15 protein-coding genes and 1 pseudogene are annotated in these 11,743 nt (G+C 41.3%); 10 read left to right on the top strand and 6 right to left on the bottom strand.

Annotated features, from left to right (window positions below):
- Positions 1 to 84: 84 nt before the first annotated feature.
- The 3 genes from H6G14_RS34160 to H6G14_RS31525 all read right to left on the bottom strand — a co-directional run bounded on the left by H6G14_RS34160 (position 85) and on the right by H6G14_RS31525 (position 2,400).
- Positions 85 to 225: a reverse transcriptase N-terminal domain-containing protein gene (locus tag H6G14_RS34160; protein WP_277884350.1), complete on the bottom strand. Its 141-nt coding sequence runs from the start codon at positions 223 to 225 to the stop codon at positions 85 to 87.
- The gene (locus H6G14_RS34155; RefSeq protein ID WP_199326349.1) at positions 206 to 385 is read right to left on the bottom strand and encodes a reverse transcriptase N-terminal domain-containing protein; all 180 of its coding nucleotides are present in this window, start codon (positions 383 to 385) and stop codon (positions 206 to 208) included. Before H6G14_RS34155 ends, H6G14_RS34160 begins: the two co-directional genes overlap by 20 nt.
- A 1,607-nt stretch (positions 386 to 1,992) precedes the next feature.
- A complete protein-coding gene (locus H6G14_RS31525) occupies positions 1,993 to 2,400 on the bottom strand; it encodes a hypothetical protein (RefSeq protein WP_190572720.1) in 408 nt (135 codons plus the stop codon).
- A 190-nt stretch (positions 2,401 to 2,590) separates the two neighbouring features.
- On the opposite strand from H6G14_RS31525, the gene H6G14_RS31520 reads away from it, so the two are divergent.
- The 9 genes from H6G14_RS31520 to H6G14_RS31480 all read left to right on the top strand — a co-directional run bounded on the left by H6G14_RS31520 (position 2,591) and on the right by H6G14_RS31480 (position 9,062).
- On the top strand, positions 2,591 to 2,770 hold the full coding sequence (locus H6G14_RS31520) for a hypothetical protein (protein ID WP_190572718.1): 180 nt from the start codon (positions 2,591 to 2,593) through the stop codon (positions 2,768 to 2,770).
- A 253-nt stretch (positions 2,771 to 3,023) separates the two neighbouring features.
- The gene (locus tag H6G14_RS31515) at positions 3,024 to 5,411 is read left to right on the top strand and encodes a PAS domain-containing hybrid sensor histidine kinase/response regulator (RefSeq protein ID WP_338421247.1); all 2,388 of its coding nucleotides are present in this window, start codon (positions 3,024 to 3,026) and stop codon (positions 5,409 to 5,411) included.
- 110 nt (positions 5,412 to 5,521) lie between these two features.
- Positions 5,522 to 5,650, top strand: a complete 129-nt coding sequence (locus H6G14_RS34150) for a hypothetical protein (RefSeq protein ID WP_277884349.1) — start codon at positions 5,522 to 5,524, stop codon at positions 5,648 to 5,650.
- A 192-nt stretch (positions 5,651 to 5,842) separates the two neighbouring features.
- Positions 5,843 to 6,523 (top strand): AAA family ATPase, encoded by a 681-nt coding sequence (locus tag H6G14_RS31505; RefSeq protein ID WP_190572716.1) that lies wholly within the window; start codon positions 5,843 to 5,845, stop codon positions 6,521 to 6,523.
- Positions 6,520 to 6,777: a hypothetical protein gene (locus tag H6G14_RS31500; RefSeq protein WP_190572714.1), complete on the top strand. Its 258-nt coding sequence runs from the start codon at positions 6,520 to 6,522 to the stop codon at positions 6,775 to 6,777. The genes H6G14_RS31505 and H6G14_RS31500 overlap by 4 nt, the downstream gene beginning before the upstream one ends.
- A gap of 69 nt (positions 6,778 to 6,846) precedes the next feature.
- A complete protein-coding gene (locus H6G14_RS31495) occupies positions 6,847 to 7,104 on the top strand; it encodes a type II toxin-antitoxin system ParD family antitoxin (protein WP_190572712.1) in 258 nt (85 codons plus the stop codon).
- Complete coding sequence (locus tag H6G14_RS31490) at positions 7,101 to 7,397, top strand: type II toxin-antitoxin system RelE/ParE family toxin (protein ID WP_190572710.1); 297 nt, start codon at positions 7,101 to 7,103, stop codon at positions 7,395 to 7,397. Before H6G14_RS31495 ends, H6G14_RS31490 begins: the two co-directional genes overlap by 4 nt.
- A gap of 197 nt (positions 7,398 to 7,594) precedes the next feature.
- Complete coding sequence (locus H6G14_RS31485; protein WP_190572708.1) at positions 7,595 to 8,206, top strand: hypothetical protein; 612 nt, start codon at positions 7,595 to 7,597, stop codon at positions 8,204 to 8,206.
- A gap of 640 nt (positions 8,207 to 8,846) precedes the next feature.
- Complete coding sequence (locus tag H6G14_RS31480) at positions 8,847 to 9,062, top strand: hypothetical protein (protein WP_190572706.1); 216 nt, start codon at positions 8,847 to 8,849, stop codon at positions 9,060 to 9,062.
- A 283-nt stretch (positions 9,063 to 9,345) separates the two neighbouring features.
- On the opposite strand, the gene H6G14_RS31475 is transcribed toward H6G14_RS31480, so the two are convergent.
- Entirely contained in the window at positions 9,346 to 9,897 is a 552-nt protein-coding gene (locus H6G14_RS31475) for a tyrosine-type recombinase/integrase (protein ID WP_190572704.1), read from the bottom strand.
- 265 nt (positions 9,898 to 10,162) lie between these two features.
- The gene (locus tag H6G14_RS31470; RefSeq protein WP_190572702.1) at positions 10,163 to 10,480 is read right to left on the bottom strand and encodes an ArsR/SmtB family transcription factor; all 318 of its coding nucleotides are present in this window, start codon (positions 10,478 to 10,480) and stop codon (positions 10,163 to 10,165) included.
- Positions 10,481 to 10,905: 425 nt separating this feature from the next.
- Between H6G14_RS31470 and H6G14_RS31465 the strand changes: the two genes are divergently transcribed.
- Positions 10,906 to 11,166 (top strand): DUF7219 family protein, encoded by a 261-nt coding sequence (locus tag H6G14_RS31465; protein ID WP_190572700.1) that lies wholly within the window; start codon positions 10,906 to 10,908, stop codon positions 11,164 to 11,166.
- Positions 11,167 to 11,387: 221 nt separating this feature from the next.
- On the opposite strand, the pseudogene H6G14_RS31460 reads toward H6G14_RS31465, so the two are convergent.
- A pseudogene (locus H6G14_RS31460) lies at positions 11,388 to 11,743 on the bottom strand (hypothetical protein); the annotation flags it as partial.

Genomic DNA, 11,743 nt, shown 5'->3' with positions numbered 1-11,743 from the left:
TAGGTAAGCAAGCTACTGGGTATAAAACTGCTCATAAGGTTCTCAATCGTTTCATTGCTGAACTAATCGGTTCAGTTTAGCTGTTTAGGGAATTCGCCAACGGTATCGGTTGAGACGTGCTTCTGGGGATAAGGATTTTACCCCATCCACTCCTGCCGTCTTTTTACCTTGGTTATCTTGCGTTACCCTTCTTACCGCTAGTACCCTATTCGACCAAGACCTCATTAAAATTCGCGCTTAGTTTACGGATTCGCTTGATATCACCACAACGCGAAGCGGCGTAGATGCGTTTTTGCAACTTGAAGACGTATTTCTCGACTTTGCGCCAATTTATATTTCTCCATCCCTCAGTATTCTCAGTTGAATCTGATTTAGGCGTATTCATTGCTACTTACACCCCTAGCTCTATGCACATTGCGGGTTACGTCTGCTTATCCCGGACGTTACTCCATCCCTTTTAGGGCTTTAACCGTTACTTCGGTTTGGGCGTTTGCTTCTTAACCCATCCTTCCCAAATCCAGCTTTTAGCCTGACCGCCTACCTATGTATCGACCACCATAGGAGTTATGATTTGGGTTACTTCGTTCCTGATATCCATTGTTTTGAGTCTTTAGGGGATGCCTATCCACCGGGGGTCTAGGAAGTGCGCTGTTTCGGTCGCAAGAACCTAACAGTCCTTACCCTTTCGGTTATTTCCGACCCAAGGTGTGTCCGAAACACAAGCTTATATTCCTTGGTGAGATATGACGATGGCTCAACGACATTTCGCTTGCTCTCCCCGTGAACTCTTGCTTGCGGTTGGTGTTTTCAGCAATTATCACCATTAACCGCTTTCGTCCCCGCTTTACAGAGCGAGATAGTCAGTCTCCTCAGTAGGGGCTACCATTTTCTGGTAGTTTACGTGCTTTCAACCCCGCACCAGGGTGATAGGACTTGGTTGAAAATTTTCACCTCACCTATATGGGTATCAAGTTGTCATCAGTAGAGGATTAAAGTGCGGACTCAACTCCTGCTGGAGTTACTCTACTGAAGCCTGGAATCCTCCCGAATATTGGGTTTCTCCAGAACGAATCGCACTTACAGGTATCCCGGCTGAACCCCAAGAAAATTAAAAACCCTTTTTTTGAAGTACGTTTGCAACACTTTAGTATTATGATTTCTGGTGAAAATTCCCCAACAGCAGCATAGAGATTTTTGAGAAAAATAGCTCTATTGCAGTCACCATAACAGTTAGAAGCAATTTTTAGGGAAAACCTTTAGTGTCAAAATGCTGTCCAATGACATCAATTGACAGTCAACAGCAGTTGTAAACTGTTAATAGCTGTAACGGCAATTTGCATCTCATAACTGCTAATGACTGCTAACAGGCAGCCAAAATGCAGAAAACTTGGGTTTTTAGTCCAAATGAGCAGCTAAAAAGTAATTTGTAACTTACGCTACATTTTACCTCTTTAAATCTCCTTTAATCCTACGTAATTATCGGTGTTTATATGAGCGATACCAAGCAAGAAATTCTTTCTATTAAACGAGACAGTAAGGACATTGATGGCCAAATACTTAATTTTTTAAAGACCAGCCCTATCTCACCTGGGTCTACTTTGGCATTGGCAGTGATGGTAACTCGATGAAGCTCATTGGCTACCTTTGGTGTTGTACTCAATGGGTGTGCGCGGTGAAAAATTGCGTACTTCTACTATTTGGGCGCTTCACCAGTTGGAAGCACAAGCAAAACTCATCCGTCGCCTTTGTGAGATTGATAATTCTAGGTGAAATTTGATTGTTGTTTTAGCCAACCCATTAATTGATGTGACTAGCGATCGCGTTCTCAACAAGCTGAAGGTTGGTAAGCAGTCGGCAGTAGCTAAGGCTGCAAATCATGATGCACGTTAACTTCCGGCTTCAACTTCCACTTACAACAGCTAGTTGAAGTGGATCGGGAAGTAAGCCAGCCGTCACCGATTGCGTACAAAATCACCCGGCGATCGCTGATTCCTATTTTTCTGAGTCACTCGGCAATGCTTTTAAGCTTTCCTCGTATGTTTGATAAACCTGGATGCAACGTCCTGGCTTACGCTCAAAGCTTTCTGCCGATTGAGCAAAAGACTGCAAGGTATCGAGATTCGTAGCCCACTCAAAACCCGCCGCCTTGCTCTTTTTGGTATGTGCATAGACCATGCCAGCTAAAGTATCGTCATTTTCAACGCAGAGTTTTTTGAATTTTTCAAATTCCTCTCTGTAAACATCCACCTGTGCCGATTCCGTCTTACCATCCTTCAATGCCAAGGCTTTTGGAAGGTCGGTTTCACTCTTACTAGATGTAGAGGACTTTTGCTCTGTTCGGGCATTTGCTGAACACCCCACCAGTAGCGCAGCCAGCAGAGTTATAAAAACTGTTTTCATGGGAATTTAGCTACAAAGGCGGAATTAATTAAGAACTGGATTAAATTAATAATGCCCAGATCAGTCATTGGCCCTTCAGGACGCGGTAAACTTGCGGTAAAAAGTTTATAAAAACTAATGTAGAGTGACTCCAAACCCCATTTTCATCTATACAAAGTCAAAAAAATCCTGGCGGAAGCATTATTAATTAATGACTGAAAATAGCAGCTTTGGCATAGATTTTTATCTATTAACCATTCTTACAAGGTACGACCGCGCAACAGGCTTGCGCCACCGCACCTATCTCAAAGCCCTATCAATTAAGCTTTCTAGCCAAGTAAGAAAATTTATTGCTTACTTTTTTCTTACTTGTTATCAAAATCATCAGTAAATGCCTTATAAATTTACAAAATCATTGATTTAAATCTATATCTGCATTAGATAAAAAATTGACCTATTGTAATACACCATCGATTCGCCATTTTCATGTTAAGCAATATTTCGCCAATGGTATCTTCGCTATATCTAGGCCTAGTCGCTTGAGTGCTAAGTTACCCTAACCTATCTGGTCTATTTTTTTTGATAACTTTGCTATGCTTGCTCTTTAATTCGTTATAAATTAGCAATATGCGTTTGATTCACCCGTGAATGACTTGGTTTTAACCGAAGAAGCTTTTTTCTTCGAGCGAATGCTCGATCTGCTGTCAGTCATTGGTTTGGATGGCTACTTTAAGCGGATCAATCCTGTGTTTACTCAAACCCTTGGCCGCTCAGAAGCTGAATTCCTAGCTAATCCTTTTTTAGACTTTGTACATCCAGACGACCACTCTGCCACATTAGCAGAAATGGAGAAGTTAAAGGCAGGCGCACCTACCCTCAAATTCGAGAACCGTTACCAAACTATTGATGGTGGCTATCGATGGCTAGAATGGAGAGCATCATCGCAAATTGACAGGGGATTGATATACTGCGTTGCTCGTGACATAACGCAGCAAAAAGAGACAGAAACCGCTCTAAAACGCGCTAACAAAGAACTAGAAAGGCGCACTGTTCAGTTAGAGCAGGTAAATGCGTCACTGCGAGAGAGCGAAGAGCGCAACCAATTGGCAATGGAAATTGCCCGGATGTATACCTTTGAATGGGAGGTAGCCACTGATGCTGTCAAGCGCTCGCCTCATTGTGCTGACATTTTGGGGTTAAATTTGCCATCGGCAGAACAGGAAACGGGGGCCGTTTTTTTTCAACGTATTCATCCTGATGATCGCACTCGCTTCATAGCAGGATTACAAGCACTCACACCAGAAAACAGCACTTACAGAACCACCTATCGAGTTGTACGCCCGGATGGACAGATCCTGATATTAGAGGAAATTGGCAGCGCACTGTTTAACCAGCAAGGACAGTTAACTCGACTGATTGGTATAACTGCCGATGTGACAGAACGTCAGCGTCTGGAGGCTGAATTAGAAGAAAGCCGGACAACTTTGCAAAGACAATTAGCCGAAATTGAAACCATTTACCAGTCTGCTCCCATTGGGTTGAATTTTCTCGATACAGACCTGCGTTTTGTGCGGATTAACCAGCGTCTTGCAGAAATAAATGGATTTTCTGTAGAGGAACATATTGGACGAACAATTCGGGAACTGCTACCTGATCTCGCGGATACTGCCGAAGCTTTGCTAAATCCTATCTTAGAAACGGGAAAACCGCTATTAAACATCGAAATTCGGGGTGAAACTCCAGCGCAACCAGGAGTAGAGCGGATTTGGTTAGAGAGCTTTTTGCCGTTGAAGGATGGCGAGCGTGTGATTGGCATTAACACCGTTTGTGAAGAAATCACCGAGCGCAAACAGGCAGAAGCCCAACGAGAAAATTTACTCCAGCAAGAGCAAGCGACGCGGGAAGCAGCAGAACGTGCCAACCGGATGAAAGATGAATTTCTTGCTATTCTCTCCCATGAACTGCGAACGCCGCTTAACCCGATTTTGGGCTGGACAAAGATACTGCAATCACCGAAGGTCACTTCCGACAAGCTTCAGATGGGGTTAAGCACGATTGAGCGCAATGCTAAACAACAAGTGCAACTAATCGAGGATCTTCTTGATATCTCTCACATCATTCATGGCAAACTCTCCCTTAACTTTGCAGCTATCGATTTATCCGAGCCGATCCGGGCTGCTTTAGAAACCGTTCATTTAGCAGCACAAGCAAAAGCTATTGGGCTTGAGGTGGTACTTGACCCGTCTGTGGATCAGGTCAGGGGGGATGCTGGCAGGTTGCAACAGGTGATTTGGAATTTACTGTCGAATGCGATTAAATTCACCCCTACAGGGGGACTAGTGACGGTGCAACTCACCTGTGTTGATCACCATGCTCAAATTCAGGTAAGTGATACCGGAAAGGGTATTCAACCCGAATTTCTGCCTCATGTGTTTGAGTTATTCCAGCAACAGGACAGTTCTACTACTCGTTCTTTTGGCGGATTGGGCTTAGGGCTGGCGATCTCTCGTCAGCTGGTCGAAGCACATGGGGGTACTATCACCGTCGCTAGTGCCGGAGAAGGTCAGGGAGCCAAGTTTACAGTACAGTTACCCTTGATACCTGTGTCACATTCCCATACTCCTGATTCTTTCAACGATCAAACAGTGGATTTAAACAATCTACGAGTGATTGTAGTAGATGATGAGGCAGATTCCCTAGAACTAGTTAAGGTTTTACTGGAACAGGAAGGCACAGTTGTTCAAGTAGTCTCCTCTGCTACCAAAGCCCTCTCTGTGCTGACCCAAGCACAATTTGATCTGCTCATCAGCGATATTGGGATGCCAGAAATGGACGGCTACACCTTCATTCGTCAGGTTCGCACTTTGCCCCCTCAATTTAACCGGGATATTCCAGCGATCGCCCTAACCGCCTATGCTGGTGAGACGAATCAACGCCAAATCCTCTCGGCGGGATTTCAAATACATCTAGCCAAGCCAATTGAACCGCAACGCCTACTGGATGTAATCTCAACGCTTATCACCCCTAGTTGAGTAGGGGCTAAAGATATCATGTAATTATTTCAGAATCACTGTCGCGCTTAAATCTCGATCAATCTCTGTAACTGTTGCTGTATAAGGTTTATAGCCATAGGCTGCACTTGGTGACACGAACCTTCTATTTTCGCCATCTCAGACGGACACAAGGTACTCTTATCAAAATTCTCATGAAAGACTTTGCTATTTCTAAGGCGAGTGTCTATCGTTACCTCAAAAAATCCGCCGCCTCTTAGTTATAAAATCCCTAATCCCTCTTTTGGAGGGTTTGTACAAAAAACCCATTCTGGAAAAGGAGAGGCGAGGACGGCGTAAACTGAAAACTAAAATATGGCGAATCTTCTTGATTAGCTTATAATACTGCTTTGGTACTAAATTAGTACCAAGCTAGTCTAATATTAGAACCAATAAACAACCTAATTTGTACCATGATTGTCGTTATTGGCGGCATCAAAGGCGGGGCAGGCAAGAGTACAGTAGCCGCCAACTTAGCGGCTCGGCGTGTAGCAGATGGTGACGATGTACTGCTCGTAGATGGCGACGAGCAAGAGACAACCACTCTCTGGGCTTCAACCCGCAGCGAACATTACCCTGAAGGTAGTCAAAAGCTAACTTGTGTCCAGCTTCGCGGTAGAGCAGCCAGAGATGAAGTCTTGAAACTAGCTCCCCGTTATCAAGATGTAATTATTGATGTAGGTGGACGCGATACAACTACTCAAAGGGCGGCGTTAACCGTTGCGAATATTGTTCTGTTACCAATTCCACCGCGAGGGCCAGATATTTGGACATTGGAGAAAGTGGCAGCACTTTTAGATGAAGTGCGAACTGTCAACCCAGACCTCAAAGCTTGGGCATTCCTCAACCGTGCCGACGCATCCGGGCGAGATAATGAGGATGCAATGCAAATCATTCAGGAGACTCCAGGGATTGATTTGATTCCACCAAGGCTGGGAGATAGAAAATCTTTTCCCAATGCCCATACCCAAGGCTTGGCTGTAACTGAACTTAAACCACGCGATCCTAAAGCAGTACAGGAGCTAGAGGCACTATATCAGTACTGTTTTAGTACTAAAATAGTATCAAATAAGCATAATTTAGGTACAAAATGACTATTAAGAAACCAAGCCGCTCTAGTGAGAAGCAGCCCTTACAGGCAGACATTGAGCGTGTCATAAATGCTGGCAGTCCACCACCAATTACTGAGGAAGTTGACGATACCCCTAAAGAAGTGCGGTTTCAGATGGCGATACCAGAGCAGTTGTGCAACCTCATTGATGATGCACGGAAGCTAACCAAGACCAGCCGTAGGGCATGGCTGCTGACTGCTGCCCAGGAAAAACTGGAACGGGAGGGACGGCTGTAATTAATAGTAGTGTTGCAGTAGCTTATTTGATAAATGCCCAACAACTTGTAATCAGAATTTTCAAACAATATGTACATCCAAATTAAACCAGAACTAGAGCAATTTATTCAGGCACAGTTGGCGAGTGGTAGATTCGCTAGTGCAGATGATGTTATCAATGAAGCCTTTAAACTGCTACAAGAAAGAGAACAGAGACTTGAAGAATTACGGCAGAAAATTGCTGTAGGAACTGAACAAATTGCAGCAGGACAAGTAACTGATGGCGAAGCTGTATTTGCTAGATTACAAGAAAAAATTCGTTTAATTGCTGAGGAATCTTATGAATGAATAATTATTCACTTTCAGAGGCAGCAATTCAAGATTTAGATGAAATTTGTGAATATATTGCTCGGAGTAACCCAAAAGCCGCCTCTAAGCTTTTTGATGACTTTCGTGCCAAGTGTAAATTATTAGCTAATTTCCCAAATATGGGTAAAAGTTATAGCAGGCTTGTACCAAACCTGCGCGGATTTGTTGTGGATGATTATATTATATTTTACTACCCAAGAGAAGATGGAATTAGTGTTGCTCGTGTGAAGAGTGGTTATCGAGATTTAGAGTCTTTGTTCACAGATGAATAATAAAAATGTAACTATGTCTTTGGTCTATTTCTCATCGCTGTGTTTAGTAGTATAAAACTAATTTGGTACTGAATTAGTACCAAACAAGTACAAGATAAGCACAATATAAGTACTATATAGGTATCTAGAAGCCAAGCATATATAGTTACAAATCCCTGGTTTGGTAACAGAATATTAAACATCCCTAATAAGATAATATGGCTCACTTTAATGCTTTAGTCATAATCCCTCCAGATACAAGCGATATTGAAGCGAAGGTCAAAGAATTGATGTATCCTTACTATTCTGATTTAGAGGTTGAACCCTATAAAGAATATTTAAGCCCAGAAGAATTACAACAAGAAATAAATTATTTAAAAACTCTAAGTCAGCAAGAAATTGAAAAAATAGCAGCAGATTGGGAAGTCAATAGTGATGACCTAGAAAATTTAGCCAAAATGAATCTAGAATGGTTTGAAGGAATGATAGACGGTATAGATGAAAAGGGTGAATATAAAATATACACTCACAATCCTCAAGGTAAATGGGATTGGTACACTTCTATAAAACAAGAAAATTTTTATTCAGCAGAACCTATCTTTTACCCATGTCAAGTTAATGAAATTCCATCAGTAGTGCCTTATGCAATTATCACTCCTGATGGTCAATGGTATGAGTTAGGTATAGAAGCAGGATTAGAAGCCTTGGTTAAACATTTAAAATCTGAAACAGCTTTGAATGAAAACCAAATAAACTGGGTACAAGAAGTTCAGGCAATAAAGGTATGTTATTCAAATTATTTGGTCGTTGCCTTACACTGCCATCATTAATAGCGAGTTACTAGACAAACCAAATAAACTCAGCGATTAAGTAAAAACTAAGAAACGTTATTTTCTTCAAACGCAAATGATTGTACTGCAAGCATTTATTTAGGTTCGACTGCATACCTTTCTTGCGGGGTCAGGGCTAGATTAATACTCAATAGGTATTGAGATGAAATACCCAATAGGTGTATATGTAACATAGCTAATACCAAAGCACAAACAAATAAATTATCTGTTTTTCACGCCTCTGGTAACTAGCGTTCGCTAGTTTTTTCTCACATCTTCTTGACGCACTATTTGTCTTTTTTGTCAATTCATAAGTGCTAGTTACGTATACCCATAATTTAGTTACATATTCTTTTTTATTTAACTTTTATTAATTTTTTTACGTATTTTCAATAGTTTAGTGATAAAAAATGTGCTTTTTGCTACTAGTAATGTATAAATAATTACAGTCAAAAATAATACTCTTATTACTTATAAACCTCAAACGCTTTAGCAATAATCGTTCTAGGTTTGGGTAGTATTCCCTAAGTGATCTTAAATAGCACACCATGCTGTTTTAAAGTACTGTACTCTATTTTGAAATTATCTTATTCAATATAAATTGAGACTCGTAGTAGCTATTGATAGGAAACGAGTCAAAATGTCATTCTTCAAAAAATTCCAAAATTTTAATCAAAGTTCCAGCCCTAACGAGCAATTGTTTAATGTTGTAGTTATAGGTTGCTTATTAGGATTGATGATTTATGCTACCTTTGACTCTGGAGTGAGAGTAACTTTTGCAGATACTGCTAAGTTCGTAATTGGAGCATACATTGGTACTTTTATTCCACCACGAAATCAAACACGAAAAAAGTAAAAGCCCCTATTCGATTCAAATTTCATAGAGGCTACTTAAATTGTTGTTTGAGCTTTGATCGTACCATCTAAAATATTTATTAAACAACCCTTACTTCACTGTAATGGGTTGTTTCTATCACTACTTTATGGAGTAAAAATCTCAAAGACACATTCTGCTGTTATGCACTGCTTAGAAACTATGCTCTGAGAGAGTTACAGAAATAAAATTGCTCTTACCACCAAAAAACTAAGAAAAAGCTTATTTCAGCTGTGTCAGTAAGTATACCTCGGTGAATACCCATCTAAAACCCAATCACAGAAACAGCCTTCCGCTTTTGCTCCGGCGTAACCTCCAGATAACGCTGCAACGTCCCCAAGTCACTGTGGCCAGAGATTTCCTGAATAGTTCTCAAAGGTATCCCCGCACTGGACATCTGCGTGAGAGCAGTTCGCCTAAACGAATGGGTGCTAACTCCTTCTACCCCAATCCGCTTGCAGGCATCGCGTAAAATCTTGTCTGCCATGAATCGGGTCAGACGTTCAGTTACACCGCGCATACCTGGGAATATTGCCCCTGGTTTGGGTTGGTATTCGTCAAGAATTGCTGCCAGCCCTGGTGGGATGTCCACAATCCGGGTTTTATGCTTACCTTTGGTGGTAGACTTGCGGAAAGTGATAGCACCAGATTTAATATCAGTGGTCTGTAGTGCTAGAGCTTCTGATACGCGACAACCAGTAAACAGGCAAATGCCAAAGAGAGCGCGATCGCGTGGGGTCAGGAATCCCTCGGTGAATAATCGCTTCAATTCCTCTTGGCTTAATATCTTGCCTTGTCCGTTGCCGTCTACTTTCATTTTTCTCTTCTCTCAGGGATTACACGTTTTTCATAAATCGTGTAATCCATGCCCTCAAGTATTGTATCTCCGTTGGTGTCACCACAGCGCTCTCAAGGGGCCAAATTAAACTTATCATTCACAATCGCTACAACGCCTATTCTTTCGTTGAACTATAAAACCTGCTTATGCAGGCTGCATTCGTACCACCATCAGGTATGATCTGCACCAATAGAAAAAGCTTCCATCGCGCTTGATGTGAGTGATAGGAAGATTAGAAAGGTGATTAACAGTAGTGAGTAGGCAATATTTGAGCTATGCGTCCATAATCGGCTAAATATTGTTCTAAAACAGCAAACTGCGCCAAACTAAGGCTGTAATAAATCAAGCGTCCTTTTTGACGTGAGCTGACTAAACCGACTTCTCTTAAAATTTTGAGATGAAAAGACACTTGAGATTGAGGTAGCCCTAAAGCTTTCCACAAGTCACTAACACACAGTTCTTGCTCTCGCAACAATTCCAATACCTGAAGTCGCAATGGGTCAGAAAGAGCATGAAAGCTTGCAATGATAGTATCGTTTGTTTGTGTTGAAACAGAACTCATCAATAAACTGGGAATATATTCGCAGCATACCATGTTTAAATTTGGGTTAAAACATGGTTATGTAACTTTTGCAACTAATTTACAATAGACCTAAACTCCAGTAAATCGCCCAAATTTTCGCAGTTAGTAGTTAAGCGGGGAAATTTTGAGCAATAAACAAGTTCATACTTAGATAAAACTGGGGATACAAGGTGAATGGCATAGTATAGAGACGAAATTCTCAGCTAAAAGGCTATTTTTGGCAAAATTACAGATTGCAAACCTTTAAAATAAATGGACGGTTTTTTCATATCTACATTTGACGATTTTGGACTATGAGTCATACTAAAACAATGCTCATGTTTCATAACAATCATTTCATTAAGGGCATGGTTTTAACTGGATCTACATCATTGGTGAAAACTTATTAATAGGAAGGTGAAGTAATGAACCAGTCTATGGGGGACGACAAAAACAAATTTCTTTACCCTCGCAGTCGCTACTACGGTCAAGTTAAACCAGAAAACCTAGTGTTTGATGCTAACTTACAAGAATTTGCTCAAAAAGTAGGCTATATTACGGCTCTAGAGACGAATGGTAAGGTTTCAACTCATGAAGCTTACAAGCAAATTAAAAGACTTTGGAAACAGTTGAAACGCAGTAAAAAAGAACTTTTAATTAGTAATGAACCACCCGCCGAATCTTGAAGTTACTTTCACTGGACGCTAATTAAGAGAAAATCTGACAGAGCCTATTTTTGACAAATATCTCTTTTGGGGGAAGTAAGAATATTACTAACAATACTTGTATAGCCAATTGTTTAGCAATAATCTCTAGCTAGAGCAAATCAAGCATCTGACAAGTTTGTAGCTGTAAAATCCAGATTTACTAGAGCCTCCGTTGATAAATTATTGCTATTAGAAAGGCATTAGGGAGCAGCTTCACCCTCAACCTGTTCGATTCTTTTTTTCAGAATTGGCTTGGGTGGAGGATTGCTACGCTCTCCATTTCCCCCTTCATGGTCTTTCTTAGATGGTCGCTGCCCTTGGTGCTTATTCTTTTTAGACTCTTGCTGGACTGTGGCTTTATCTTGTTTAGAGGCTTTGAGAAATTTGGGTGCAGTCTCTTGTGGTGGTGCGGTAAGGGCTACAAAACCCCACACATTACGCCCTGGTAGAAATTTCGCCTTCAGGGTGACAAATACTGGATGTCCTAGCTGTTCTTTAGGAACTTTGGGATTAAATCTAAAGGGACGAACAGGTGCATCTTTCCACAGCAAGGGTA

This window comes from Nostoc parmelioides FACHB-3921, assembly GCF_014696625.1.
GTDB lineage: Bacteria > Cyanobacteriota > Cyanobacteriia > Cyanobacteriales > Nostocaceae > Trichormus > Trichormus parmelioides.
This window is presented reverse-complemented; position numbering and strand designations above follow the sequence as displayed.